27 protein-coding genes are annotated in these 25,902 nt (G+C 71.1%); 15 read left to right on the top strand and 12 right to left on the bottom strand.

Translation table 11 applies throughout. The features are described from left to right. Nucleotides 1–19: 19 nt before the first annotated feature. A complete protein-coding gene (locus KFLA_RS35020) occupies nt 20–640 on the bottom strand; it encodes a TetR/AcrR family transcriptional regulator (RefSeq protein WP_237706672.1) in 621 nt (206 codons plus the stop codon). 68 nt (nt 641–708) lie between these two features. Between KFLA_RS35020 and KFLA_RS35015 the strand changes: the two genes are divergently transcribed. From KFLA_RS35015 to KFLA_RS34990, 6 genes are read left to right on the top strand one after another with little or no spacing between them, the layout of a single operon-like run. Then, nucleotides 709–1,950, top strand: a complete 1,242-nt coding sequence (locus KFLA_RS35015) for an acyl-CoA dehydrogenase family protein (RefSeq protein ID WP_012924586.1) — start codon at nt 709–711, stop codon at nt 1,948–1,950. Next, the gene (locus KFLA_RS35010; RefSeq protein ID WP_012924585.1) at nt 1,947–2,810 is read left to right on the top strand and encodes an SDR family NAD(P)-dependent oxidoreductase; all 864 of its coding nucleotides are present in this window, start codon (nt 1,947–1,949) and stop codon (nt 2,808–2,810) included. The genes KFLA_RS35015 and KFLA_RS35010 overlap by 4 nt, the downstream gene beginning before the upstream one ends. Further along, the gene (locus tag KFLA_RS35005) at nt 2,788–3,870 is read left to right on the top strand and encodes a phosphotransferase family protein (RefSeq protein WP_148256816.1); all 1,083 of its coding nucleotides are present in this window, start codon (nt 2,788–2,790) and stop codon (nt 3,868–3,870) included. The genes KFLA_RS35010 and KFLA_RS35005 overlap by 23 nt, the downstream gene beginning before the upstream one ends. Continuing rightward, the gene (locus KFLA_RS35000; protein WP_012924583.1) at nt 3,870–4,550 is read left to right on the top strand and encodes a histidine phosphatase family protein; all 681 of its coding nucleotides are present in this window, start codon (nt 3,870–3,872) and stop codon (nt 4,548–4,550) included. The genes KFLA_RS35005 and KFLA_RS35000 overlap by 1 nt, the downstream gene beginning before the upstream one ends. A 4-nt stretch (nt 4,551–4,554) precedes the next feature. Continuing rightward, on the top strand, nt 4,555–5,307 hold the full coding sequence (locus KFLA_RS34995; RefSeq protein ID WP_237706671.1) for an SDR family oxidoreductase: 753 nt from the start codon (nt 4,555–4,557) through the stop codon (nt 5,305–5,307). After that, nucleotides 5,307–6,254 (top strand): LLM class F420-dependent oxidoreductase, encoded by a 948-nt coding sequence (locus KFLA_RS34990; RefSeq protein WP_012924581.1) that lies wholly within the window; start codon nt 5,307–5,309, stop codon nt 6,252–6,254. Before KFLA_RS34995 ends, KFLA_RS34990 begins: the two co-directional genes overlap by 1 nt. A 26-nt stretch (nt 6,255–6,280) precedes the next feature. On the opposite strand, the gene KFLA_RS34985 is transcribed toward KFLA_RS34990, so the two are convergent. Together KFLA_RS34985 and KFLA_RS34980 are read right to left on the bottom strand one after the other, a co-directional pair. After that, entirely contained in the window at nt 6,281–8,137 is a 1,857-nt protein-coding gene (locus tag KFLA_RS34985) for a sensor histidine kinase (protein WP_012924580.1), read from the bottom strand. After that, complete coding sequence (locus KFLA_RS34980; protein ID WP_012924579.1) at nt 8,127–8,837, bottom strand: response regulator transcription factor; 711 nt, start codon at nt 8,835–8,837, stop codon at nt 8,127–8,129. The genes KFLA_RS34985 and KFLA_RS34980 overlap by 11 nt, the downstream gene beginning before the upstream one ends. Before the next feature lie 111 nt (nt 8,838–8,948). On the opposite strand from KFLA_RS34980, the gene KFLA_RS34975 reads away from it, so the two are divergent. The 4 genes from KFLA_RS34975 to KFLA_RS34960 are packed head-to-tail and all read left to right on the top strand — an operon-like array spanning nt 8,949 to nt 13,457. Continuing rightward, entirely contained in the window at nt 8,949–10,010 is a 1,062-nt protein-coding gene (locus KFLA_RS34975; RefSeq protein ID WP_012924578.1) for a hypothetical protein, read from the top strand. Continuing rightward, a complete protein-coding gene (locus KFLA_RS34970; RefSeq protein ID WP_012924577.1) occupies nt 10,007–11,305 on the top strand; it encodes a peptidoglycan-binding protein in 1,299 nt (432 codons plus the stop codon). Before KFLA_RS34975 ends, KFLA_RS34970 begins: the two co-directional genes overlap by 4 nt. Continuing rightward, the gene (locus tag KFLA_RS34965; protein WP_012924576.1) at nt 11,302–11,994 is read left to right on the top strand and encodes an ABC transporter ATP-binding protein; all 693 of its coding nucleotides are present in this window, start codon (nt 11,302–11,304) and stop codon (nt 11,992–11,994) included. Before KFLA_RS34970 ends, KFLA_RS34965 begins: the two co-directional genes overlap by 4 nt. Continuing rightward, on the top strand, nt 11,991–13,457 hold the full coding sequence (locus KFLA_RS34960) for an ABC transporter permease (protein WP_237706670.1): 1,467 nt from the start codon (nt 11,991–11,993) through the stop codon (nt 13,455–13,457). The genes KFLA_RS34965 and KFLA_RS34960 overlap by 4 nt, the downstream gene beginning before the upstream one ends. On the opposite strand, the gene KFLA_RS34955 is transcribed toward KFLA_RS34960, so the two are convergent. Both KFLA_RS34955 and KFLA_RS34950 read right to left on the bottom strand, forming a co-directional pair. Beyond that, nucleotides 13,365–14,702 (bottom strand): MFS transporter, encoded by a 1,338-nt coding sequence (locus tag KFLA_RS34955; RefSeq protein WP_012924574.1) that lies wholly within the window; start codon nt 14,700–14,702, stop codon nt 13,365–13,367. The genes KFLA_RS34960 and KFLA_RS34955 overlap by 93 nt on opposite strands. A gap of 16 nt (nt 14,703–14,718) precedes the next feature. Continuing rightward, nucleotides 14,719–15,189 carry a DUF4188 domain-containing protein gene (locus KFLA_RS34950; protein ID WP_012924573.1) on the bottom strand — a complete coding sequence of 157 codons (471 nt, stop codon included), beginning with the start codon at nt 15,187–15,189 and terminating at the stop codon, nt 14,719–14,721. Between the two features lie 76 nt (nt 15,190–15,265). Between KFLA_RS34950 and KFLA_RS34945 the strand changes: the two genes are divergently transcribed. After that, the gene (locus KFLA_RS34945) at nt 15,266–15,892 is read left to right on the top strand and encodes a MerR family transcriptional regulator (RefSeq protein WP_012924572.1); all 627 of its coding nucleotides are present in this window, start codon (nt 15,266–15,268) and stop codon (nt 15,890–15,892) included. Nucleotides 15,893–16,007: 115 nt separating this feature from the next. On the opposite strand, the gene KFLA_RS34940 is transcribed toward KFLA_RS34945, so the two are convergent. Both KFLA_RS34940 and KFLA_RS34935 read right to left on the bottom strand, forming a co-directional pair. After that, entirely contained in the window at nt 16,008–16,703 is a 696-nt protein-coding gene (locus KFLA_RS34940; RefSeq protein WP_012924571.1) for a DUF6348 family protein, read from the bottom strand. 153 nt (nt 16,704–16,856) lie between these two features. Next, nucleotides 16,857–17,789 carry an acyl-ACP desaturase gene (locus KFLA_RS34935; RefSeq protein ID WP_012924570.1) on the bottom strand — a complete coding sequence of 311 codons (933 nt, stop codon included), beginning with the start codon at nt 17,787–17,789 and terminating at the stop codon, nt 16,857–16,859. Nucleotides 17,790–18,054: 265 nt separating this feature from the next. On the opposite strand from KFLA_RS34935, the gene KFLA_RS34930 reads away from it, so the two are divergent. After that, nucleotides 18,055–18,408 (top strand): VOC family protein, encoded by a 354-nt coding sequence (locus KFLA_RS34930; RefSeq protein WP_012924569.1) that lies wholly within the window; start codon nt 18,055–18,057, stop codon nt 18,406–18,408. Nucleotides 18,409–18,743: 335 nt separating this feature from the next. On the opposite strand, the gene KFLA_RS34925 is transcribed toward KFLA_RS34930, so the two are convergent. Then, nucleotides 18,744–19,481, bottom strand: coding sequence for an alpha/beta fold hydrolase (locus tag KFLA_RS34925; protein ID WP_012924568.1), 738 nt, complete (start codon nt 19,479–19,481; stop codon nt 18,744–18,746). A 23-nt stretch (nt 19,482–19,504) separates the two neighbouring features. Between KFLA_RS34925 and KFLA_RS34920 the strand changes: the two genes are divergently transcribed. From KFLA_RS34920 to KFLA_RS34910, 3 genes are all read left to right on the top strand, one after another. Beyond that, the gene (locus tag KFLA_RS34920) at nt 19,505–19,918 is read left to right on the top strand and encodes an acyl-CoA thioesterase (RefSeq protein ID WP_012924567.1); all 414 of its coding nucleotides are present in this window, start codon (nt 19,505–19,507) and stop codon (nt 19,916–19,918) included. After that, nucleotides 19,918–21,234, top strand: a complete 1,317-nt coding sequence (locus KFLA_RS34915) for a zinc-binding dehydrogenase (protein WP_012924566.1) — start codon at nt 19,918–19,920, stop codon at nt 21,232–21,234. Before KFLA_RS34920 ends, KFLA_RS34915 begins: the two co-directional genes overlap by 1 nt. Nucleotides 21,235–21,479: 245 nt before the next feature. Next, nucleotides 21,480–22,931 carry a zinc-dependent metalloprotease family protein gene (locus KFLA_RS34910; protein ID WP_012924565.1) on the top strand — a complete coding sequence of 484 codons (1,452 nt, stop codon included), beginning with the start codon at nt 21,480–21,482 and terminating at the stop codon, nt 22,929–22,931. A 169-nt stretch (nt 22,932–23,100) separates the two neighbouring features. Here the strand turns inward: KFLA_RS34910 and KFLA_RS34905 are convergent, their stop codons facing one another. The 4 genes from KFLA_RS34905 to KFLA_RS34890 form a co-directional block, all read right to left on the bottom strand. Then, nucleotides 23,101–24,183, bottom strand: coding sequence for a hypothetical protein (locus KFLA_RS34905; RefSeq protein ID WP_012924564.1), 1,083 nt, complete (start codon nt 24,181–24,183; stop codon nt 23,101–23,103). Further along, the gene (locus KFLA_RS34900; protein WP_012924563.1) at nt 24,180–24,386 is read right to left on the bottom strand and encodes a hypothetical protein; all 207 of its coding nucleotides are present in this window, start codon (nt 24,384–24,386) and stop codon (nt 24,180–24,182) included. Before KFLA_RS34900 ends, KFLA_RS34905 begins: the two co-directional genes overlap by 4 nt. Nucleotides 24,387–24,490: 104 nt before the next feature. Next, entirely contained in the window at nt 24,491–24,931 is a 441-nt protein-coding gene (locus tag KFLA_RS34895) for a hypothetical protein (RefSeq protein ID WP_012924562.1), read from the bottom strand. Nucleotides 24,932–25,033: 102 nt separating this feature from the next. Continuing rightward, a complete protein-coding gene (locus KFLA_RS34890) occupies nt 25,034–25,864 on the bottom strand; it encodes a DUF72 domain-containing protein (RefSeq protein ID WP_041289628.1) in 831 nt (276 codons plus the stop codon). Between the last annotated feature and the right edge of the window lie 38 nt (nt 25,865–25,902).

The following is a 25,902-nucleotide window of genomic DNA, read 5'->3' as shown; positions in this document are numbered from 1 at the left end:
TGGCACTCGCCGTGCCCGCTCAGAGGGTGCGGAGGGCCTTCAAAGCTGCCAGGGACTGGTCGACCAGGGCTTCGGCAGAGCACGGCCGGGCCGAAGCAGACAGACCGGACCACTCGATGGCCAGGTCCTCGACGTAGGCGAGCCAGGCGTGCACGGTCAGGCGGTCGGGCGACGCGGGACGGTCGGCGTCGGCCAGGTCGAGCAGGGCGAGGACGCGGGCGGTGAGGGCGGCGCGGGTTTCGGCGTACACCTCGACGACGAAGGCGTCCCCGCCGGCCGCGCCGCGGACGAAGGAGATGTAGGAGTCGCGCCGCCGGTTGATGAAGGCGACGAAGGACAGCAGCATCTGGCGGAGCTGCTCGGGCGGTGGCAGCGCGGGATCCGGGGCGGTGACCCGGAGCAGCCGCCGGCCGGCCGCGCGCATCACGGCGACGTAGAAGTCCCGCTTGGTCGGGAAGTAGTGGAACAGCAGGCCGCGGGAGATGCCCGCCTCGGCGGCGACCGCGTCGACCGACAACTCGTGGATCGGCTGGGTGCGCAGCATCATCAGGCCGATGCCGACCAGCTGTTTGCGCCGGTCCTCCGCGGTCAAGCGCCGCCGTCCCCGCTGCTCCGGCCCCGTTTTCGCGTCGACGTGCACGCTGTTGAGCATTGCTCAGCAGGTGCGTTACGGTCAACCGGTCAGCTTGTCCGGCGTGAGGAGCAGCGATGGGGTTCGAGCCGTCCGCCCGGGCGCAGGAACTGATCGGCCGGGTCGAGCAGTTCCTGCGGACCGAGATCGAGCCGGTGGAGGCCGAGGTGCACGCGGCGACCAAGGCCGCGGCGGATCCGTGGCAGCCGCAGCCGGCGTTCCGGGAGCTGCAGCGGAAGGCCCGCGCCCAAGGCCTGTGGAACCTGTTTCTGCCTCCGGCCGAACCAGGCAACGAGCAGTACGGCGAAGGGCTGAGCAATCTCGACTACGCCCCGATCGCCGAGCTCACCGGCCGGTCGTTCCTCGCGCCGTACGTGTTCAACTGCAACGCGCCCGACACCGGCAACATGGAGGTCCTGCTCCGCTACGGCACGCCCGAGCAGAAGAAGCAGTGGCTAGAGCCGTTGCTGGACGGCGCGATCCGGTCCGCGTTCTGCATGACCGAGCCGGACGTCGCCTCCTCCGACGCGACGAACATGGCGGCGACCGCGGTGCTCGACGGCGACGAGGTGGTCGTCAACGGCCGCAAGTGGTGGAGCACCGGCGTCGGCCACCCCGACTGCGAACTGCTGATCTTCATGGGTCTCACCGATCCCGAGGCGCACCGTTACGCGCGCCACACGATGGTGCTCGTCCCGCGCGACACCCCCGGGGTCAAGGTCGAGCGGCTGCTGCCCGCGATGAGCCGGTACGACGAACCGCACGGCCACGGCGAGATCTCCTTCACCGACGTGCGGGTCCCGGCCGCCAACATCCTGGTCGGGCCCGGCCGCGCCTTCGAGATCGCGCAGGGGCGGCTCGGCCCGGGCCGGGTCCACCACTGCATGCGGCTGATCGGCCTGGCCGAGCACGCGCTGGAGCTGGCCCTGCTCCGCGGCACCAGCCGGACGGCGTTCGGCAAGCCGCTGGTCAACCTCGGCGGCAACCGCGAACGCATCGCCGACGCGCGGATCGCGATCAACCAGGCCCGGCTGCTCGTCCTGCAGACCGCCTGGCTGCTGGACACCCAGGGGCTGGCCGGTGCGCTCAGCGAGGTGAGTCAGATCAAGGTGGCCGTGCCGCGGATGGCGCAGGAGGTGATCGACATGGCGATCCAGTTGCACGGTGGTGGCGGTCTGTCCGACGACTACCCGCTGGCCGCGGCCTGGACGAGTGCCCGGGCGCTGCGACTGGCGGACGGGCCCGACGAGGTGCACCGTGGAGTGGTCGCCAAGGTGGAGCTGGCGAAGTACCAGTCGACGAAGGGCGGGGCGGAATGAGCAGGGTCCTGGTCACCGGCGGAGCCAGTGGGCTCGGGCTCGCCCTGGTCCAGCAATTTGTTGCCGCAGGCCACAGTGTGCTGAGCACCGACGTCGCGGCCGAGTCGGAGCCACCGGCCGAAGCGTCGTACCGGCAGCTGGACGTGCGCAGCGAGCACGACTGGGCCGCGGCCGTCGAGTGGTGCGAGCAGAACTGGGACGGGCTGGACATCCTGGTCAACAACGCCGGCATCGCCACCGGCGGCCGGATCGACGTCGAGTCGCTGGCCGAGTGGGACCGGGTCGTCGACATCAACCTGATGGGCGTGGTCCGCGGCTGCCGGGCGTTCACGCCGGTGTTCAAACGGCAGCGTGCCGGCCACATCGTCAACACCGCCTCCGCGGCCGGCCTGGTGCACCCGCCGATGATGAGCTCGTACAACACGGTCAAAGCCGGCGTGGTCGCGCTGTCGGAGACCCTCTCGCACGAGCTCCACCCGTACGGCGTGAGCGTGTCGGTGGCCTGCCCGTCGTTCTTCCGGACCAACCTGGCCGACTCGATCCAGGGCGCCGACACCGCGATGGGAGCGGCCGCCCGCCAGCTGATCGAGAAGTCGCCACGGACGGCGGACGAGATCGCGGCCGCGGTGGTGGCCGGGGTGCAGAAGAAGCAGTTCCTGATCATTCCCGACCGGCCGGCCCTGCTGGCCTGGCGGACCAAGCGGTTCGCCCGCCCGCTGTACGACCGGCAGATGCGCAAGCTCGCGGCCCGCGCCCGCCGGCGCGCGGAATCCGCCGGGGTACCGAGTGAGGATCACGCGGGCGCAGGTGCGCCGAGTGGCGACCCGGCCGGGAGCGGTGACCGAAGCGTTGGGCGCTGAAGGCAACGAGCTGGTCGACGGCGCCCGGCCGGTCCGGGACGAGGACGCCTTCGACGTGCCCGCGGTGCACGCCTGGCTGCGGGAGCGGACGCCCGTGCCGACGAACCCACCCGACGTTCGCCAGTTCTCCGGCGGAGCGTCCAACCTGACGTACCTGCTGCGTTACCCGGAGCGCGACCTGATCCTGCGCCGGCCGCCCGCCGGGACCAAGGCGAGGAGCGCGCACGACATGGGCCGCGAGTACCGGATCCAGGCCGGTCTGGCCCCGGTCTTCCCGTACGTTCCCACGATGGTTGCCCACTGCACCGATCAGCAGGTGATCGGGTCCGACTTCTACGTGATGGAGCGGATCGCCGGCACGATCCCGCGGCGCGCCCAGCTCGGCGTCGACCTCAGCCCGGACCAGACCCGGCACCTCGGCTTCACCCTGGTCGACACGCTTGTCGCCCTGCACCAGGTGGACCCGGCCGCGGCCGGGCTCGCGGATCTCGGCCGGGGTGACGGGTACGTCGAACGGCAGGTCTCCGGCTGGTCCAAGCGCTACCGCAAGGCGAAGACCTGGAACGTGCCCGGCGCCGAGAAGGTGATGGCCTGGCTGGCGGCGAACCAGCCGGCCGACGCGGGGAACTGCGTGATCCACAACGACTTCCGGCTGGACAACGTCGTGCTCGACCCGGACGACCCGCTGCGGGTGATCGGGGTCCTCGACTGGGAACTGGCCACGCTCGGCGATCCGCTGATGGATCTCGGCAGCGCGATGGCCTACTGGGTGCAGGCCGACGACGACAGGGCGTTTCGCCGGTTCCGCCTGCAGCCGTCGGACGCACCCGGCATGATCAGCCGCGACGAGTTCGTCCGGTACTACTGCGAGCGGACCGGCCGGGACGCCGGGAACTGGGCGTTCTACGAGGTGTTCGGCCTGTTCCGGCTCGCGGTGATCGCGCAGCAGATCTACTACCGCTACCACCACAAGCAGACCCGGAACCCGAGGTTCAAGAATCTCTGGCTGCCGGTCAACCTGCTCGAACGGCGTTGCCGCCGCATCATCCGGCAGGCCTGATGGGCGCGATCTACCTGGTCCGGCACGCGCAGGCGTCGTTCGGCAAGAAGGACTACGACCGGCTCTCCCCGCTCGGTGAACGGCAGGCCGGCCGCCTCGGCGAGGCGCTGGCCGCGCGCGGGGTGACGCCGGACCTCGTGGTCGCCGGGGCGATGCAGCGGCACGCCCGGACGGCGACGCTCGCGCTGAAGGCGGCCGGGCTGCCGATGGACGTCGAGGTGGACGAGGGGTTCAACGAGTTCGACCACGACCAGGTGATCGTCGCGCACAAGCCGGCGTACCAGCGGCGGGCGGTGCTGCTCGCGGACCTGGCTCGCACCGGGCATCCGGCCCGCGCGTTCCAGGAGATGTTCGCCGCTGCGACCGAGCGCTGGACCCTGGGCGGCGACGGGTACACCGAGAGCTTCACCGAGTTCTGCGACCGGTCCGAGGCCGCTGTACGCCGTACCGCGGACCGCGTGGGCTCGGGGCAGACAGCGGTGGTGTTCACCTCGGGCGGACCGATCGCGGCCGTCGTCAGCCGGTTGTGGTCCGGTGGCGACGAGCTCTGGTTGCGGCTGAACCCGGTCACCGTCAACACCGCCATCACCAAGCTGGTCGTCGGCCGCAGCGGGCTGACGGTGGTCAGCCACAACGACCACGGCCACGTCGACGGCACCGACCTGCTCTCCTACCGATAGGGCGATGATGCGACGCAACATCCTGATCACCGGAGCGAGCTCCGGACTGGGCGCGGAGATGGCCCGGCAGTTCGCCGCGAAAGGGCGCAACCTCGCGCTGACCGCCCGCCGCGAGGACCGGCTGACCGAACTGCGGGACGCCTTGCTGGCGGAGCATCCGGGGCTGACCGTCCTCACGCACCGGCTCGACGTGACCGACCATACCGCGGTGTTCGAGACGTTCCGCGCGATCGATGCCGAGCTGCCCGGCGGGATCGACCGCGTGATCGTGAACGCGGGCATCGGCAAGGGCGCTCCGCTCGGCACCGGCCGCTTCGACGCCAACCTGCAGACCGCGCAGACCAACTTCGTCGCCGCGCTGGCGCAGGCCGAGGCGGCGATGGAGCTGTTCCGGTCCCGCAACGCCGGGCACCTGGTGATGGTCTCCTCGGTCGCCGGCGTCCGCGGCCTGCCGAAGACCGTCACCACGTACGCCGCGACCAAGGCGGCGATCGCGTCGCTCGCCGAGGGGCTGCAGCTGGAGCTGCTCGGCAAGCCGATCACGGTCAGCGCGATCCACCCCGGCTACATTCACTCCGAGCTCAACGAGCACGTGGCCAGGACACCGCTGATCGTCGGCACCGAGGTCGGCGTCCGCGCGATGGTCGCCGCGATCGAGGCGGAGAAGCGCAAGGCGTACGTCCCGGCCTGGCCGTGGGTGCCGCTGGCCGGGCTGATGAAGGTGGCTCCGCTGCCGTTGCTGAAGAGGCTGATCTGATGCGTTGGGGACTGACCGTTCCGCTGACCGGCGTACCGCTGCGGGACCACCGGCAGTTGATCGGCGAGCTGGCCGATCTCGGCTACACCGATCTGTGGTCGGCCGAGGTGGCCGGGGCGGACGCGTTCACCCCGCTGGTGCTGGCGTCCGAGTGGGACCAGCGGCTGCGGCTCGGGACGGCCGTCGTACCGGTGCACACCCGGGGCCCGGCCGCGCTGGCGATGAGCGCGGCGGCCTTGGCGGAGCTCGCGCCGGGCCGGTTCGTGCTGGGCATCGGGGCGTCGTCGGAGACGATCGTGACCGGGTGGAACGGGATCGCCTACGACCCGCCGCTGGCCCGGACCCGGGACGTGCTGCGGTTCCTGCGGCAGGCCTTCGCGGGGGAGAAGGTCGACGGCGAGTTCGACAGCTTCACGATCCGGCGGTTCCGGCTGGAGAAGGCGCCCGACGTCCCGCCGGCCGTCATGCTGGCCGCGCTGCGCCCGCAGATGCTGCGGCTCGCCCGGCGCGAGGCGGACGGCGCGATCACCAACTGGCTGTCCGCCCAGGACGTCCGGCAGGTCCGGGCCGAGCTCGGGGACGCCAAGGAGCTGGCCGCGCGGATCTTCGTCTGCGTCACCGAGGACGCCGAGATGGCGCGCAACATCGGCCGGTTCCTGATCGCCACCTACCTGACCGTGCCGGGCTACGCGGCCTTCCACGACTGGCTCGGCCGCGGTGAGGCGCTGCAGGAGATGCGGTCCGCGTGGGCGGCCGGCGACCGGAACGCCGCGATGGCCGCGGTCCCGGTCCAGGTGATCGACGAGCTGGTCGTGCACGGCTCCGCCGACGACTGCCGTGCCAAGATCCAGGCGTACGTCGACAACGGCCTGGACACTGCGATCATCGCCACCCTGCCGACCGGAACCGACCTGCTGGACACTGCCCGGGCGCTGGCTCACCGGTAGGACTCGCCCGCCGGCGCAGCTGGAACTCACCCGCCGGGAAGGCGGATCGTGAAGGTGGAGCCGTCGCCCGGGTGGCTGGTGACGGTGATGGTGCCGTGGTGGGCTTCGACCAGGTGCTTGGTGATCGCGAGTCCGAGTCCGCTGCCGCCGGTGGCGCGGGAGCGGGAGTGCTCGGCCCGGTAGAACCGGTCGAAGAGGTGGGGCAAGTGCTCGGCGTCGATGCCGGAGCCGTTGTCGCTGACCGTGAGCAGGTAGTCGTCGCCGTCGCGCCGGACGCCGACCACGACATGGCCTCCGGCGGGCGTGAAGCGGATCGCGTTCGAGACCAGGTTGCCGAGCGCCTGACGGATCCGGGCGCTGTCGACGATGGCCGGCGCGGGGCTGTCGGCCGCCGCGCTCACCCGGACCCCGGCGGCCTCCGCCGCGGGCCGGTGAGCGGCGACCACCTGACCGGCCAGCTCGGCCAGGTCGCGCGGCGCCGGGTGCAACCGGAGCATGCCCGCGTCGGCGAGGGCGAGGTCCTGCAGGTCGGCGACCAGGCGTTCGAGCAGGCCGGTCTCCTCCAGCAGCGAGGTGACCAGTTCGCGGTCGAGCGGGACCACGCCGTCCTCGGAGGCGACCAGGTACCCCTTGATGTTCGCGAGCGGGGTCCGCAGCTCGTGCGCGACGTCGCTGACCATCGCCTTGCGTTGGTGGTCGTGCTGCTGGATCGACTCCGCCATCGCGTTGAACGCGTGGCCGAGCCGCGCCACCTCGTCCTTGCCGGCCACCGGAACCCGGGCCGCGTGGTCGCCGTTGGTCATCCGTTGGGCGGCGCCGGTCAGCGCCAGGATCGGCCGGACCAGCCGGCGGCCGGCGAACACCATCACCAGCGCGGCGATCAGCAGCACGCCCAGCGCGGTCGCGGCGGTTCGCAGCAGCCCCTCGGTGGAGAACACGTTGAAGGTGCTCCTCGAACCCAGGAAGAGCCGTGCCTCCGGAGCGACGTACGGCGCGAGGGCCTCCGACCGCGCGGTCGACGTGCAGCGCAGGAAGCCGGCGGACTGCTCTGCCTTGTCCGGTGGCATCACGACAGTCAGGCCGTCGCCGTTGTTGAGCGAGTACGGCTCACCGGCCGCGCGCAGGCAGGACACCGCCCGCCGCACCTCGTCGGCGTTGACGTGCCGGGCCTTGGCGCTGGGAGCGTTGAGCCCGGCCGGCAGGCAGGCGTCGCGTGCGGCGCCGGGCTTCGGGATCTTCGTCACCGTGACGCCGTCCACCGTCTGCCCGTTCTCGATCACGACCTGCGGGCCGTGCTTGCCGCCGCTCGCGACGGTGGCGCTCTGGCCCTGCGCGTGATAGCAGGCCACGGCCTGCTCGGCGAGCTGTCCGCGCTGCCGGAGCTCGTCGTCGGTCAGTCCCCACGACTTGTACGTGACGAAGGGCAGACCGACGGCGACCGCCTGCAGGGCCGGTTTGGTCAGTGGCATTCGGCCGGCCACCCCGCTGACCGGGTCCGTGCTGATCACCGCGCCGGCACCCTGGTCGCGGGCGTTGATCGTTGCCGCCGGCATCGAAGGCAGGTCCGGCCCGGCGCCGAGCAGCGTGGCTGAGTCGGCGATCACCGTGCCGTCCGCGGTGGTCAGGGCGATCCGCCGCCCGGTCCCTTCGGCCAGGTCGTGAACCAGCTCGTCGACCCCGTCCCAGCTCGCGTGGTCGGAGGCGTACGTGCTCAGCTGCGCGTAGATGTCGCCGTCCACCTGCAGCTGGGAGATGTTCGTGTCGATCTCGCCCTGCAGCTGCTCCGAGGTGCTGTAGGTGGCGATCACCGCGGTCGCGATCACTGCCCCGAGCGCGACCGCCAGGGACAGCCCGAGGAACCGGATCAGCACGCTACGACGCATCGGATCCCACCTTCTCGGCCAGCTTGTAGCCCACGCCGTACACCGTGCGCAGGTACTGCGGGGTGGCCGGCGCCGGCTCGATCTTCTTGCGCAGGTTCATCACGTGCACGTCGATCGTCCGGTCGAACACGTAGTGGTCGAACCCGAAGGCGTGCTCGAGCAGCTGCTGGCGGGAGAACGCGCGCCCCGGCGACGCCGCCAGGCAGGCCAGGATCTTGAACTCCGCCGGCGTCACCTCGACCAGGTCGCCGGCCAGCCGCACCTCGTGCCGTTCCGGGTCGATCTCCAGGTCGCCGGCCCGGTACACCTCACCCTCGGCCCGGCTCCGGGTGCGCCGCAGCACGGTCCGCACCCGGGCCACCAGCTCGCGCGGGTTGTACGGCTTGGTCAGGTAGTCGTCCGCGCCGAGGTCGAGACCGAGCAGCAGGTCGTCCTCGGTGGACCGGGCGGTCAGCATGATGATCGGCACGCCGGCCCCGGCGCCCCGGTCGGCCCGCAGCACCCGGCAGACGTCCAGCCCGTCGACCTTCGGCATCATCACGTCCAGCACCAGCAGGTCGGGGCTGCGCCGGCGGGCCTCGTCGATGGCCGCCCGCCCGTCGTGCACCACGACCGTCAGGTGACCTTCGCGCTCGAGGTAGCGCCGGATCAGCTCCGCCTGCTTCACGTCGTCCTCGGCGACCAGAATGCGGGCTGGCATGGTCCGACGATGACTGATCTTCATGAGAATCCGATGAAGATCGACTGAGAGCATCGGGTGCTGACCGGTCCTTCACAGGTTCTTCACCGGGCCGCGGTCAGGCTCGCCGTCATGACGAACTCACGCAAAGCACTCTCGCTGGTCCCGGTGACGGCCCTGGTCCTGGCACTGGCCGGCTGCGGTGCGGTCACCTCGCCCGGCGCGGACAAGTCACCCGAAAGCGACGGCAAGAGCCCGCTCGCGGAGTACCTGGGCGAAGGATTCAGCGGTGGCAGCGGCGGCCCGCGGGTCGCGGTCCGGGCGGTCGGCGGCGACCAGGACAGCAGCGAGGAACAGCTGGCCAAGCAGCGCAAGGTCGAGGAGGCGACCGCCGCCTGCATGAGAACCGCCGGCTTCGAGTACGTCGCGGTGCCGCCGGAGGCGAACCCGAAGTCCAAGTTCGCCGAGGCATTCAACCTGCCGCCGGACCAGTTCGCCGCGCAGTACGGCTACGGGATCAGCACGATCGACTGGGCCAAGCCGGACGCCGCGCAGGACGACGACCCGAACACCACGATCCGCAACGCGCTGTCGGCCACCGCGAAGAAGGCCTACGACAAGGCGCTGAACGGCGAGCTCGGCACCGGCGGCGTGGTCGCGGTGCCGGCCGACGGCGGCAAGGTGCAGGCGCCCAAGGACGCCGGCTGCCGCGGCAAGGCGGCCGAGTCCGTGTACGGCAAGGGCGAGGACCGGGCGGCCGACTTCGACAAGTTCCAGTCGCTGTTCAAGGACCTGGAGGCGCTGCGCAAGCGGATCGAGTCCGACCAGCGGGTGGTCGACGCGACCGCGGCCTGGGCGGACTGCCTGGCCGATGCCGGGCACGCCGGCTACACCAAGGTCGACGAGCCACGGCAGAAGGTCAGCAGCAAGCTCGACGAGCTGACCGGCACCAGCACGACGCCCAAGCCGGGCAAGAACTTCACGGTCGCCGCGCCGTCGCTGGACAAGGTCGACGCCGCCAAGCTGGCCGAGCTGCGGTCGTTCGAGATCGAGCTGGCCAAGGCCGACCAGGGCTGCAAGGCGAAGGTGTACGACGCGCCGTACCAGCAGGCGCAGGTCGAGCACGAGAAGGGCTTCGTCGAGCAGCACAAGGCCGAGCTCGAGCAGTATCGCGACACGATGGCAGAGCGGTGAGCGCGTCTCCCAAGTCGCGGCGGCGGGTGCTGGTCGGGGTGTCCACGGTCGCGACGTTGTCGCTGGGGGTCGGCGTCGCGGCCGGCAGCCGGATCCAGTCGCCGGAGGACGCTGCCGCGAAGACCGCGCCGCCGAAGGCTTCCCAGATCACCGTGCCGGTGGAGAAGAAGGCGCTGGCCAGCCGGGTGGTTGCGCGCGGCGACGCGTCGTTCGACGGCGCGGTGAACGTCCGGATCGAGACCAGCGGGCTGACGACGCCCGCGGTGGTGACCGGCAAGGTGCCGACCGTCGGCTCGACGATCACCGAAGGCAAGGCGTTGCTCGAGATCACCGGCCGGCCGGTGATCGGGCTGGCCGGGGTGCTGCCGATGTACCGGACGCTCAGCCCGGGCAGCCGGGGACCGGACGTGCTGCAGCTGGAGCAGACCCTGGACCGGCTCGGCTTCGACCCCGGGACCGTCGACACGAAGTACGAGAGTGGAACGGCGCGTGCGGTCGAGGAGCTGTACGAGGCGGCCGGGTACGAGGCGCCTGAGGCGGAGGAGCGGCTCGTGCAGGCCGTGGACGGGGCGGACAAGGCCGTCGACCAGGCGAAGAACGCGCTCCGGCAGGCGAAGGCCGCGCTGAAGCAGGCCAAGGCGACACCGGGCAAGAAGGACTTCACCGTCGAGCAGGGGCAGGTGGACGACGCACAGGAGAACCTCGACGACGCCGAGGAGGCGTTGGCGGAGACCGAGTTCAAGGCCGGTACGCCGTTGCCGGTATCGGAGGTGGTGTTCGTGAAGACGCTGCCGCGGCGGGTCGACGACGTGAAGGTCGAGCGTGGCGGCGTCGTGAACGGCGTGGTGATGTCGGTCAGCGGCGCCTCGCTGGTGGTCACGGTCAAGGTCGACGCGCAGACCAAGGAACAGCTCAAGACCGGGATGGCGGCGAGCTTCGACCTCGGCGACGGCACCACCGTGCCGGCCACGGTCCGCCGGATCAGCCGGAACGCCGACCAGTACGACGTGGTGATCGCGCCGAAGAGCCTGACCGCGGCCCAGCTGGAACGGTTGCGCGAGGCAAACGTCCGGGTGACCATCCCGGTCCGCAGCACGAACGGCAAGGTGCTGGCGGTTCCGGTCGCCGCCCTGTCGGCCGGCTCCGACGGGTCGTCGCGGGTCGAGGTGCTGCGGGACGACAAGGTCGAGCTGGTGCCGGTCAAGGTGGGGCTGTCCGCGGACGGGTTCGCCCAGGTGACGCCGACCGGGGACGCCAAGCTGGCCGAGGGCGACCAAGTGGTGGTCGGGCGATGACGGCGACCGCGGTGGCGCTGCCGGCGCCGGTGGTGGAGATGATCGGCGTCCGCCGGTTCTTCCCCGGACCGCCGGAGGTGCGCGCGATCAAGGGCATCGACCTGACCATCCGGGCCGGGGAGTACCTCTCGATCGTCGGGCCCTCGGGCTCGGGCAAGTCGACGCTGCTGCACCTGCTCGGGCTGCTCGACAACCCCAGCGACGGCGTCTACCGGCTCGACGGGGTGGACACCTCCAGCCTGCGCGAGCGCCGGCGCGCCGTCCTGCGCGGCGAGCGGATCGGCTTCGTCTTCCAGTCCTTCCACCTGCTCGACCACCGGACCGTGCTGGAGAACGTCGCGCTCTCGATGGTGTACGTCGGTGTGCCGCGGCGGGAGCGGATGTCCCGGGCCCGGCTCGCGCTGGAGCGGGTCGGGCTGGCGCACCGGATGGAGTTCGCGCCGACCACGCTGTCCGGCGGCGAACGGCAGCGGGTCGCGATCGCCCGCGCGCTGGTCGCCCAGCCGAGCCTGCTGCTCGCGGACGAGCCGACCGGCAACCTGGACAGCGTGAACGCGGAGGCGATTCTCGAGGTGTTCGACGAACTGCACGCCGAGGGCATGACGCTGGCCGTCATCACCCACGACGACCACGTCAGCCGCCGCGCGCAGCGTCAGGTCCGCATCGTCGACGGGACGCTGCAGTGGTGACCCCCAGTACCGGCTCCCCGGATCCCGCCGGCGAGCCGTCCACGTCCCCGCCGATCCCGGCGTCGTCTGCGACGCAGCGGCATCCAGCGGGCCGCCCCGGTCGCGCGGGTGCGACTGGGCGCGGCCGCCTGCTCGCCGGCAGCATGATCCAGCGCCTCGCCGGCCGCCGCCCGCGGCGGTCCAGCGCCGCCCAGCGCCCGGACGGTCCGCGCCGCGGACTGCTCAGGCGCCGTGCCCCGGGCAGCAAGCGGCTGTCGCGCGGGCCTGCCCTGCGGGATCTGCTGGACGAGGCGCTGGCCGGAGTCGCCGCACGGCCGACCCGGCTCGTGCTGACCACGCTCGGCACGGTGCTCGGCATCGCCGCACTGGTGGCGACCGTCGGGCTCGGGCAGACCGCGGCGGGGCAGATCACCCAGCGGTTCGATCTCGCCGCGGCCACCCGGGTCGTCGTACAGCCTGACGACAAGGCCGAGGGCGAGGCGGCGACGCAGTTGCCGTGGGACGCGCCCGCGCGGATCAGCCGGCTGAACGGCGTCGAGGGGGCGGGCACGTACAGCCGGCTCGAGATCGGCGACGACCTGGTGCGCAGCGTCGCCGGGCTGGGCGGGCTCGGTGGGCAGAAGAGCGGGTACGCCTTGCCGGTGCTGGCCGGGTCGGCCGGGCTGTTCGACGCGGTCCGGTCGCAGCTGCGGACCGGTCGGTTCTTCGACGCGGGGCACGACTCTCGGGGGGATCGGGTCGTCGTGCTCGGCAAGCACGCCGCGGAGAAGCTCGGCATCAACCGGGTCGACGCCCAGCCGGCCGTGTTCATCGGCGACCAGGCCTACACGGTGATCGGCATTCTCGATGCCGTCTCCGGCCGGGCCGACCTGCTGGACGGGGTGATCATGCCGAACGGCGCGGCGAGGACGGCGTACGAACTGGAGTCGCCGGACGCGGTGGAGATCCGCACCCAGGTCGGCGCCGCCCAGCTGATCGCGGGGCAGGCACCGGTCGCGATCGACCCGAACAACCCGAGCGCGCTCAAGGTCGACGCGCCACCGCTGCAGGGCGGTGTGCGCAAGGGCGTCGAGTCGGACCTGAACGCGCTGTTCCTGCTGCTCGGCGCGGTGGCCCTGCTGGTCGGCGGACTCGGCATCGCGAACGTCACCCTGCTGTCGGTGCTGGAACGGATCTCGGAGATCGGGCTGCGCCGGGCCCTCGGCGCCGCGCGACGGCACGTGGCCGGGCAGTTCCTGGTGGAGAGCGTGATCGTCGGCTTCCTCGGCGGCCTGCTCGGCACCGCGGTCGGGGTGCTGCTCACCATCGGAGTGTCCTGGTCCCGGGACTGGACGCCGATCCTGGACACCCAACTCGCGATCGGTTCGCCGCTACTGGGCGCTCTGATCGGGCTGCTCGCCGGCACCTACCCGGCCTGGAAGGCCTCCGCGATCGAGCCGATCACCGCGCTGCGCGGCACTTGACCGGGAGTACACCAGCGCGGAGACGGCGAAGCCGAGCACGATGAAGGCGAGCACCGGGTAGGACTTCCCGTCGTCGGGCAGGATCAGCGCGCCGAGCGCGGCCGCCGAGACCTGCCCGACGTTGAAGATCATGTCGTAGAGCGAGAAGACCCGGCCGCGGTAGACGTCGTCGACACCGGTCTGGACGAGCGTGTCGACGCTGATCTTCACGCCTTGGGCGCAGAAGCCGGTGAGAAAGCCCGCGACGACGACCGCCGGCTGGACGTAGAGACCGCCGGGAAACGCGGTGACCACCGCGGCGGCGACGAACAGCACGGTGATCCAGCGCCGCAAGGTCAGCACCCGGGTCGCCCACGGCGTGACCAGCGCGGCGAGAAAGAGTCCGGCGCCGACGGCACCGCTGGCCAGCGCCAGTGCGCCGAACGCCTGGTCGAGCTGGTCGGGGCCGTAGAACTCGTTGCGGTACAGCAGGATCATCGCGACCGTGACCAGGCCGAAGAAGAACCGCAGCGATCCGATCGCGGCCAGGCCGAGCGCGGCCTGCCGGCGTTCGCGCAGGTGGCGGCCGCCGTCGACGAGTCCCTTCGCGATGCCGCGGACCGCCTCGACGAGGCCCGGCTCACGGCCGGTGAGGTCGGGGCCGAGCTGGTTGCGGCCGAGCCGGAGCGCGAGCAGCGCCGCGACGAGGTAGACGGCGGACGTCGTACCGAGCACGGCCAGGTCCGAATCGGCGAGCAGCTTCACCCCCGCGCCGGCGCCTCCGCCGATCAGGAAGAAGGCGGTGCCCGAGGTCGGGGTGACCGCGTTGGCCATCACCAGCTCGTCGGTGTCCACCACGTGCGGCAGCCCGGCGGACAGCCCGGAGAGCAGGAACCGGTTGACCCCGAGGGTGAGCAGCACGGCCAAGTAGAACAGCACGCCCGCGTTGCCGGCGGCAACGATCGCGCCGACCACCAGGACGAGCACGGCCCGGGTGACGTTGGCGCCGAAGAGGATCTGGCGGCGCGACCAGCGGTCCAGCAGGACTCCGGTGAACGGCCCGAGCACGGAGTACGGGAGCAGTGCCACCGCGAACAGTCCCGCGATCGCCGCCGCGTCCGGCGCCCGCTCCGGCGAGAACAGCACGTACGACGCGAGCGCGACCTGGAACACCCCGTCGCCGAACTGCGAGCTGAGTCGCACGGCGAACAGTCGCCGGAAGTCACCCCGCCTCAGCAGCCTGCCCAGATCCCGGATGAACTGCACGCCTGCACTGTAGCCACTACGTCCGGCTCAGCCTTTCGGCGGCGGTCCGGCCGCGGCTGTTCACCGGCACGACGCCGGACACCTTGCCTAGGCCGAGCAGCGGCATGTTGCCGTAGATGGTCTCGGTGTGGCCGGCCGGAACCACGTAGGTCTCGTGCCAGATGCCGACGTTGTGGCCCTTGTACGCCTGCCGGTAGAACTCGGTCCAGGCCTGGCGGTGTGAGCGCTGCGCGTCGCCGGCGAACGCCTGCAGCTTCTCGACGGATTCCCAGTACTGCACCATCGTCACGCTGCGTAGCCCGGGAAAACTGCGGAAGCCGAGCAAGCCGCTGCCGGGGTCCGCCGAGAGCTCTCGCAGCATCGGACCCATCGCCTTGGCGACGGGAAGCCACTGCCGCCAGGCGCGCAGTTTGTTCACCCGCATCCCGATCAGGAAGACCACGAGCTCTCCGTCGTACGCCGCTGTCTGCCGTCCCTCGATGACCATGACTATCTCCTCGATTGGATACCTGCGCTCTCCAACATTGGAGAGTGATACTCTCCAAAAGTCAAGAGGAGGCGAGATGTGGATCGCGGAGCTGTCCCGGCGGGCCGAGGTGCCGGTGGCGACGATCAAGTACTACCTGCGTGAAGGCCTGCTGCCGCCGGGCGAGTCCGTCGGGGCGACCAGATCCCGGTACGACGAGGCGCACGTCCGTCGCCTGGGGCTGATTCGCGCGCTGGTGGAGTCGGGGTTGTCGCTGGCGCGCGTTCGGGGGGTGCTGGCGGCGGTGGACGAGGAGTCGCTGGAGCTGCACGACCTGCTGGGCGCGGCGCACGGTGCACTGATTCCGGATGACATCGCGGCGAGCGCGGAATCGCGTCGGCGCGTGGACGAACTGGTGGAGCAGCGGGGCTGGCTGGTGTCCCCGGCGGCGTCGGACCGTGCGCTGCTGGCCGCTGCTTTGGACGCGCTGGAGAAGGTCGGTCATCACCTGGACGACGACTTGCTGGAGGTCTACGCGGCAGCGGCTCAGCAGGTGGGTGATGCCGATGTAGCGCATCTGCCGTCCGCTGACCGGGCGTCGACGGTGGAGACCACGGTGCTCGTGACCGCGTTGGGTGGTCCGGTCCTGCTGGCGCTGCGGCGGTTGGCGCAGCAGAACGCGTCGGCGCGTCGCTACGGATCGAGCCACTTCCCCGCTGACTGACTGACGGGCGGGCCTGGTCGTCAGCTGATCGGCCTGGCCGAGCACGCGCTGGGGCTCGCCCTGAGCGGCGGCAGCCCAGAGCGCGCGTACTGCGCCGGGTTTCAGCGACGGCGGGTCAGGCCGTCTGGACCAGCAGGAGGTAGGTGCGGGCGTAGGTGAGGTCCTCGTCGGGCCGGGGCCAGTCGAGCCCGGCCAGCACCGCTGATGCCACGTCGTGCACCTCGCCGTTGACCCGGACCTCGGCGGTCTCCGACGTGCTGCTGCCGCCGAAGAACACCTTGATGCCGATCAGTTGGCCGCCGGTGAGCTCGAGGTCCTTGCGCAGGACGGGTGCGAGGATCGGGGCGATCAGGTGGTCGCGGGCCCACAGTTGCGCCGCCTGGTGCTGCTCGCCGCTGCCCCAGCCGACGATGCCGCCGTGAATCAGGTGCCAGCCGGGAAACCCCGCCGGGTCGTCGGCGCCGAAGTGGCCGGCGAAGGACCCGTCCTGGATCAGCAGCTCGAACACCGCACTGCCCGTCGTACCGAGCCAGAGGTCGATTGCCCGGGCGGTCGCATCCTCGACCGTGTCGCCGTAGCCGGCCACGCAGTCGGACAGCGTGGTGGTTTCCGGGCGGTCCAGGTTGAGCACGAAGTTCAGGTCCAGGTGGCCGGACTGGCCGGTGTGGTCCCTGCCCAGCGTCACGCCGACGGTGCCGGGCCCGCGGACCAGGCCGTCTTCCACGTGCCAGTCCCGGTTCGACGCCGCGGACAGCTTCCCGGCCAGCATCTCCAAGACCACGGAATCCGGCAGCCGCACGTCGTCGCTCATGCCGTCGACCTTAGGGCGTGGCTGGTTGACTGCCGCAGTCGCCGGCTGCAGGTTGCCGGCCGCAGTCGCCCGGTGCAATGCGATCAGTGCAGGTCGCCCGGTGCAGTGCGATCAGTGCACGGTGCCCGGTGCAGTGCAATCAGTGCAGGGCAATCAGGCCTCGGCGCGGGCCGCCTGACGAGCGCGCAGCCGGTCGCGCTGCTCGACGAACTTGGTCGCCTGGGCGTCCAGGCCGGCCATGAACACCGCCAGTTCGTCCCGGGCCCGGGCGCCGTCCCCGCTGAGGTCGTCGCGCTCGAACACCTTCCACTTCCGCAGGATCGGCGCGACCACCTCGTCGTGGTGCAGCCGCAGGTCGTAGATGCCGGCCTTTGCGATCGTCACCGAGTTGCGGGCGAAGCCCTCCATCGTCGCGCCCGGCATGGAGAAGTCCGCGACCTCGTTGTACACCGCGCGCATCGTCTCGTTCGGCGCCAGCTCGAACGCCGCCGAGACCAGGTTGCGGTAGAAGATCATGTGCAGGTTCTCGTCGGTGGCGATCCGGGCCAGCAGTTGGTCCGCGATCGGGCAGCCGGTCGCCTTGCCGGTGTTGCGGTGCGAGACCCGGGTCGCCAGCTCCTGGAAGCTGACGTACGCGACCGCCTCCAGCATGTTCTTGTCGACCTGGTGGCCGGCGGTCATGTGCGCCATCCGGGCCACTTCCAGCTCGACCGGGTCGACGCCGCGGGTGACCACCAGGTAGTCGCGCAACGCGATCCCGTGCCGGCCTTCCTCGGCCGTCCACCGCCCGACCCACGTCCCCCAGGCACCGTCGAGGCCGAACTGGGTGGCGATCTCCCGGTGGTACGACGGGAGGTTGTCCTCCGTCAGCAGGTTGGTGATCATCGCGACCTTGGCCACCGGGTCGAGCCGGGACTGCTCCGGAGCCCAGTCCTCGCCGCCGAGAAAGGCGAAGTCCCGGCCCTCACTCCACGGCACGTAGTCGTGCGGGTTCCAGTCCTTGGTGATGGCCAGGTGCCGCTCGAGATTCTGCTCGACGACAGGTTCCAGCTCGTGCAGCAGGTTCGTCACCAGCTTGTCGGTCACCGGGGGTTCCTCTCGTCGGCGGTACGCCCCACCCTACGGCACCGTAAGTTACGCCTCCGTAGGTTTCAGGGTGTTCGGTGGGCGCGGTGGCGAGGTGATGGCCGGAGCGGCGAGGTGACGGCCGGGCGGAGTGGTGATGGCCGCGGCGGGATGGTGATGGCGAGGGCGGGTGATGATGGCGAGGGCGCGGTCGTGATGGCGAGGGCGGCCGGCTAGGCAGCTTCGCCGTGTGTCGACGCCGGTCAGGCGGCTCCGACGTATCGGCATGAGCGACTTCACCGCACCCGCTTGGATCGACATCACCGCCACGAACCCTGTGGCTGCGCGCGAGTTCTACACGCAGCTGTTCGGCTGGCGGCTGCAGCTGGTCGAGGCCCTGAACTACGCCCTGGTCCAGCCCGACAAGAACACCCTGCCCGGTGGAATCGGCCAGCAGAACGAGGTCCGCCCTGCAGGAGTCGTCACCTACTTCTCCGTCCCGGACCTGGAAGCCGCTGTGGCGAAAGCCGAGTCGCTCGGCGGCCGCATCGCGGTCCCACCGTGGGAAGTCCCTGGCCTGGGCCGGATGGCGATCATCCTGGACCTCGACGCCAACCGCATCGGCCTCTGGCAGGACTAGGGCGTGTTGAGCAACTCTGCGTGCTGCGCGGCACCCGGCACGGCACCTCGCCGCACTGGAGCAAAGGCCACGATGGAAAAACATCGAGGCCTTCACTCCAGCACGCCGAGCCACCGCACCGAGCACCTGCTCGCGACTGCACGGAATTGATCAACACGCCCTAGGTCGCCGACCGTCCTGGCCGGATCATCGTCTGCAGCAGGTCGCGTGCCTCGCCGGGACGCAGCGGCCGGACGGGCACCTGGTGGACGCCGTCCTGCGCTGAGGCCGTCGAGCCGGCTCCTGCTGCACTCGCAGAAATGTCGAGCAGCGGGACGTGTGGCTGGTGCCGGTCTCTACGGCGACCGCGGTGACGTGACTTCTGCCTGGTAGGCCTCCAGGCGGTCGGCCAGTTCGGTGGGGTGGCCGAGCATGGGGAAGTGGCCGCCGGGGGTCTCGTCGGGGGTGAAGCCGAGGCGGTCCTCGGTGACGCGGCGGAGGAAGTCGGCCGGGAAGAGCAGGTCGTCGCGGGCGATCACGGCTCTGGTCGGCACGTCGGGCCAGGCTCGCAGCGGACTCGGCTCGGTCCACGGGCCGGTCGACTGGTCCCGCAGCTCGCGGCGGGCCGCCGTGGCGAGGTCCGGCGGCAAGTCGTGGAAGAAGGTGTCGACGCCTTCGTCCTCCGTCGAGCGGTACCCGGTGTTCTCCCACCACTGTTCCATCGACTCACCCGGCCGCGGGATCATGCCCGCCACCAGCACCAGCAGCTCCACCGGCAACCGCTCACACACCAACGGAGCCGTCATCCCACCCAGCGAATGCGCCACGACCGTCAAACCCCGGCCCGGAACCCTGTGATTCCCGGCCTCGGCAGTGTCGACGGCTTCTGTCCGCGGGGCAGGGGCGGTCGGGGGGTGGTCGGCCCGGGCGACGGCTGTTACAACCGCGTCCACGTAGTCGGTCAGGCCGGCGGTGGGGTCGTCGCAGGGAAGGTCCACCTCGATGACCGGGTGGCCGCGGTGGCGGAGCTCGGCGGTGAGGGGGTGCCAGTGGTACGGGGTGCAGCCGGCGCCCGGAATCAGCACGAAGGTCATGAGCGGCACCTTATGGTGGGCCGGTGGACCGCAGCGCCTTCCCGCACTTCCACGCGATCAGTACGCGCTGGAAGGACAACGACGTGTACGGGCACGTCAACAACGTCGAGTACTACAGCTTCTTCGACACCGTGATCAACGAGTTCCTGATCCGGACCGGCGGGCTCGACATCCACCGCGGGCCGGTGATCGGGCTGTGCGTCGAGTCGCAGTGCACGTTCAAGGCGTCGCTCGCCTTCCCCGACCCGGTGGACGCCGGCCTGCGAGTCGCCAAGCTCGGCAACTCCAGCGTCACCTACGAGATCGGCCTGTTCCGCGGCGGCAGCGCCGAGCCGGCGGCGCTCGGGCGGTTCGTCCATGTTTTCGTCGACCGGGAGAACCGTCGCCCGGTCCCGCTGCCCGACGAGTTGCGCGCCGCGCTGGAAGGAATCGCCTGATGATCATCCGCGGCGCCGTACTGCGCGAGATGGGTTTGCCCCAGCCGTACGCCGAGTCCCGGCCGCTGCGGACCGAGCAGGTGGAGCTGGCGCCGCCTGGACCGGGCGAGCTGCTGGTCCGGGTCCGCGCGGCCGGGTTGTGCCACTCGGACCTGTCGGTGATCGACGGTTCGCGGCCGCGGGTGATGCCGATGCTGCTGGGTCACGAGGCGACCGGGGAGGTGGTCCGGTCGGAGGCGCCCGGCTTCGCGCCGGGGGACACCGTCGGCTTCGCCTTCGTGCCGGCCTGCGGTGGCTGTGGACCGTGCGCGGAAGGGCGCGCGGCGCTGTGCGAACCGGGCGCCGCGGCGAACACGGCCGGCACCCTGCTCGGTGGCGCTCAGCGCCTGGACGGAGTCCATCACCATCTCGGGGTGTCCGGGTTCGCCGACCACGCGGTGGTGTCGGCACGGTCCGCGGTGAAGATCGACCCGTCGCTGCCGCCGGAGATCGCCGCTTTGTTCGGCTGTGCGGTGATGACGGGCGTCGGCGCGGTCGTGAACACCGCCCGGATCCAGCCCGGCCAGAGCGCCGTCGTCTTCGGTCTCGGCGGCGTCGGGCTGGCCGCTCTGCTCGGGGCCGTGCTGGCCGGTGCCCACCCCATCGTCGCCGTCGACGTCGTGCCCGAGAAGCTCGCGCTCGCCACGTCCCTCGGCGCCACCACCGCCATCGACGCCCGCCCCACCGAATCCTCCGCTGCCCCGACCGCCGCCCCGTCCGAGGTCAGCCCGAACGCCGCCATCCCGTCCGGCGCCGGCCCGTCCAGTGGCGCCCTGAACGCCGCCATCCCGTCCGGCGCCGGCCCGTCCGATGACGCCCGGACGGTCACCTCCCAGTCCGAGCCGGCCTCGTCCGCTGCCGCCCCCAGAACTGCCGCCCCGACCGCCGCTGCCTTCGACGTGGTCGAGGCAGTTCGGGAGGCTACTGCTGGTGGCGCCGACTACGCGTTCGAAACGGTCGGGAGCGCGGCGGTGCTCGGGCAGGCCTACGCGGCGACTCGGCGCGGGGGCACCACGGTGACCGTCGGACTGCCGCATCCCTACCAACTGCTGAGCATCCCCGCGGTCTCGCTGGTCGCCGAGGAACGCACGCTCAAGGGCTCCTACCTGGGCTCGGCCGTTCCCAGCCGCGACATCCCGCGCTACATCGCTCTCTACCGCGCGGGTCGGCTCCCGGTGGACCGGCTGCTCACGTCGACGGTCTCGCTCGACGGCCTCAACGAAGCTTTCGACGAGCTGGCCGCGGGCACTTCCATCCGGCAGGTCCTGGTCTTCTGACCCGGCTGGGCGCGCCGGCAGCAGCGTCCAGCTGAGGGCGCTTCGCGCCGCGATCGGCGCCATCGACGACGTCGGGAAATCCGTGCCGGGAAAGGTAAATTCCCCGCCAAAGCTGTATACAGCGGGGCAACCCGTGGGGCAGGCTACCGAAAGTGCGCGCACGCGCACCACACGTGAGGCAGGGACCGTTCGAGCGCCGCCAGCGACCGCGGACAGTCCCCGAGGAGTCCCTGAGGAGGACCCCCATGCACAGCAGGTTCCGCCGAACCGGTGCCCTGGTCGGCACCGGCGCCGTCATCTTCGGAGCGCTGGCCGTCGTGGCCGGCAACCAGGCCGACGCCCAGCAGAACGCCGTCACCCCGCTGGACCAGGTGATCGGAGACCAGCTCCAGGGCCGAGCGGCGTTGAGCAAGCTCCAGCCGCGACTCGCCGAACTGGCCGAGCGCAACGGGATGGCCGCGCAGCAGCTGCAGCGCATTCTGGCGACCGACAAGACCAGCTGGCTGGACAAGACCGGCAAGCTCTTCTTCCGTGAGCCCGTCGCCACCGAGGCCGAAAGGGCGGCGTCCACCGCGTCGCCGCGCTGGGCGAAGCAGCCCGTCGCGTCGGCTGTCGCCGCCGGTCCGGCGTTCGAGCTGCACAGCAAGCCCGGCGCGAACCGGGTGATCTATCTCGACTTCGACGGTCACACCATCAGCGGCACGGCGTGGAACACCAACGGCAAGCCCGCCACCGTGAACGTCACCGCGTACGACACCGACGGCAACACCAGCAACTGGAGCACCGCCGAGCAGGACGTCGTCCGCGACGTGTGGGCCCGGATCGCCGAGGACTACGCGCCGTTCGACGTCGACGTGACCACACAGGCGCCGCCGGAGTCCGCGATCACCCGTTCGGGATCGACGGACCTCCAGTACGGCACGCGCGTGCTGATCGACCCGACCACTTGGTACCAGTCCGGCTGCGGTTGCGGCGGCGTCGCCTACGTCGGCGTCTACGACGCCACCAGCCGGCACGCGTACTACCAGCCGGCGCTGGTCTTCACCAAGGGCGTCGGCACCGGCGCGAAGAACATCGCCGAGGCCGCGTCGCACGAGGCCGGCCACAACATCGGCCTCAGCCACGACGGCACCGCGTCGGTCGGCTACTACCAGGGCCATGGTGCCTGGGCCCCGATCATGGGCGTCGGCTACTCCAAGGCGATCAGCCAGTGGAGCAAGGGTGAGTACACCGGCGCCAACAACAAGGAAGACGACTTCGCCGTCGCCGGTCAGAACGGTCTGGCGCTGCGGGCCGACGACCACGGCGACACCACCGCGGCGGCGACCGCAGTCACCGTCGGTGCCACCGTGCAGGGCGTCTACGCGAACGACAGCGACGTCGACGTGTTCCAGGTGGGTAACCTGGCGGCCGGCCAGTACACCTTCAGCGCGAACGCCGCCGCCAGGGGCGCCGACCTGGACATCAAGCTCCAGCTGCTGAACTCGGCCGGCACCGTGGTCGCCACCGCCGATCCCGCCGCCGGGCAGACCAACGCCGCCACGCCGACCGGTCTGAGCGCGAGCATCACCCAGCAAGTTGCCGCTGGCACCTACTACCTGCGGGTGGAGAACACCGGCTACGCCAGCCCGCTGAACACCGGCTACTCGACCTACGGCAGCCGCGGCGCCTACAGCGTCCGCGTCACCGCCGGCTGAGCCGCCCCACCCGGTGGTGGCACGCTCTCGCCCGGTGTGCCACCACCTCCGGTTCTCCCGGAGCCGCGCTTCTTCTGGTGAAGGCGGGGCTGCAGGCTGACCGGCCGCTGAAGCCGTCCCGTCCTCCGAGCCCGTGCTCGGGGGACGGGACTTTCTGTTGTGGGTCGGCTCATCTGGAGAGCTCCAAGCCGTCGTCGGGGTCGCGGGTCAGCGGTCGAGAAGGAGCCTCGACGAGCCGCTGACGGCGCGCGGGCGTGGGACCGGGGCGCAGCGCCACGGGCGGAGAACTCCGCGGGTCGGTCCACCGGGCTGGTGCCTTGGCCGGCCCCGTCGCTGACGCCTGAGCGCGGGGTTTCTGGTGGACGGTGGCGTGCGGCGGAAAGGCCTGGGTCAGGCGGGTGAGCTCCTGCTCGAGGGTGCTCAGGGTGGCACGCATCAGGGTGCGGGAGCGATGGGCGGCGAGTCCGTGCGGAAGGCGTTGCAGGGGATCCAGGGAGTGGAAAGCGGTGCGGAGAAAGGATTCGAGGTGGTGGCGAACCTCCGGCTCCTGAGCAGGCGGCACTCGGTGGGGAAGTTCGCTGGAGCGGTAAACCAGGTCGGTGACCAGCGGCCACTGCCCTTCGGCGGTCTGGCGGTTGAGCAGGTGGAGCGTGCGGCCGGGTGGCAGCGCGGCTCGGTGGTCCAGGTGGGACGTGAGCAGGACGGTGGCCGGGAGGAACGCCTGGTACGACGGCTGGGTGGTGATCCGGTCGATGCCGGGCGCCACCTCGGGGATGCCGAGCGAGTGCAGGTAGGCGTTGAGGTGGGAGTGGGACCAGGCTTCGGCGACTCCTTCTTCCAACGCTCGGCTGCCAGGCTCTCGGAAGGCAAGACGCGCCGCCTCCTGAGTGGCGCCCTGTGGGCCGAGAAAGTGGGACTGCTCGTGCAGCAGGGTGACCAGAGCGTCGCGGTAGCCGGCGAGCACGGCCTGCGGTCGAGGGCGGCCGGCCCGGGCGTACAGGTCGTGCAGCGGGTCGAGGATGCACTCGCGGTCGAGGTGCAGCGTGCCGTCCCAGTGAGCCAGGCCGAGAATGCCGTCGCCGGCTTCGACGATCTGGCCGTTCCAGGCGGTCTGACCGGCGCCGGACAGCGCGACCGCTGCCGGCGCATGCCGGCTGAGCAACTCCGCGAGGGTGCCGGGAGGGTCGCCCGGCGTGGATCGGTCGGCGTTGTGCTGGTGGAGCGCCGACTGCACCGCGTCGACCGGCGTCATGGCTGCATCGCGATGGCGAGGCGGACCAGGGCGTCGGCTGATCGGTGCAGGTTGGTGCGCTCGGCCGGGTCGACGCAGCTGTCGGCGCGCTCCCGTAGCTCGGCGATGAGCCATTCGGTGCGGGCCAGCCGGTCACCGTGCGGTTCGCCGGTGCGCGCTGCCACGGTCTGCGGTGCGGTGTCCTGCGGTTCGGTGGTCCCCATGGTCGTCCTCCCGGGCGAAGTGATGTCTCGCCAGGGAAGGTATGGAGAAAAGCCCTGTTCTCAGGGGCGAATTGGCAGCCTGTGGACAACCACGGCGGCGCGGATCAGGAGCGGGAGTGCTCCAGCCCGTCGGCCAGCGTCGCCAGCGGCTCGGTCATCTTCAGCAGCGTGAAGCGCTCGCCCGGGTCCTCGACCCGCTCGGCCAGCGTCCGGATCTTCTTGATCGCCCGCTGCGCCAGCTTGATCCGCTCGGTCACCGGCCCCTGCGCCGCGTTCGCCTCGGCGGTCAGCGCCGACGCCTCCTGGAACGCCTTCTCGTACGCCGGTGACGCCGGCGGCGGCGCGGTCCGGCGCACCATCTCCAGCAGATCGGTGAGCGAGGCCAGGTCGGCGGCCGCCTGCTCACGCTCGGAGCGGAGCTCGACCTGCCGGGCCAGCACCGCGAGCCGGCTCACTTCGGCGGCCAGTCCGTCGACGTCCAGCCGCGCCTCGAGGCACGCCTGTTGCACGGCGTCATACGCAGAGCGGAACTCGTCGTACCTCACAGTGAACAAACCTAGGGCACAACGGGCTCCGGCGGCGAGACACGGATGTCGCCCTGGTTGAACCTCAGGCGAAGAGATCGGAACCGGCAGGACACGAACGGCTCAGAACAGCGTCGGCGGACCGGTTTCCACCGGCTCCGGCAACGGCTCCAGCTCGGGTACCCGGAGGCGGACGTCGTCGTGGAAACGCCGGGCCAGTCCGAGCGCCAGGGCGTTGTCCGGGGTGTGGATGAAAACGGTCGGCGACCGCCCTTCCCGCAACCAGCCGGCGCTCAGATCGGCCCAGCCCTGCCATCCCGCCGCGGTCTGCTCCGGGTCGTCGCGGCCGATGTACCGCACGATCGGCCGGGCCGTGAGCGCGCGCGTCCGGCGTGGCACCCGCGGCTTGCTCATCCAGGCCTCTCGCTCGACGAGGCTCGTCGCCGGTCGGCCGAACAGTGTCATCGTGTCGAACGGGATCCACTCGGCGTCCAGCCGGCCGAGCAGCTGCTCGAGCGATCCGGCCGCTCGCTCGTCCTCGAAGAAGGCGCGGTGACGGACCTCGACGGCGTACCGGTGGGTGCGGGGGAGGCGGTGCAGGAACGTGCCGAGCGCGCCGAGGTCGCCCGGACCGAACGAGGCCGGTAACTGGATCCAGAAGGCGTGGGCCCGCGGGCCGAGCGGCTCGAGCGCGCTGAGGAACGCGGCGAGCTCGGCGTCGGTACCGCGGAGCCGGCGTTCGTGCGTGATGGTCTTCGGCAGCTTCACCACGAAGCGGAAGTCCGGCGAGGTCTGCGCGGCCCACTTCTCGACCGTGCCGCGGGAAGGCGTTGCGTAGAAGGTGGTGTTGCTCTCCACCGCGGTGCACCAGGTCGCGTACGAGCGCAGCCGATCCTTGGTGGCCAGGTCCCAGGCGGCATGGGTCCACATCGCGCAGCCCACGTGAAGTCGCACGAGGAAAACCTAGCCCCGAACAGGGCCGGGCCCCGCAG

The sequence above is a fragment of the Kribbella flavida DSM 17836 genome, assembly GCF_000024345.1.
In the GTDB taxonomy this organism is placed as follows: Bacteria; Actinomycetota; Actinomycetes; order Propionibacteriales; family Kribbellaceae; genus Kribbella; species Kribbella flavida.
The sequence above is the reverse complement of the archived record's forward strand: the minus strand, read 5'-3'. Positions and strand labels throughout refer to the sequence as shown.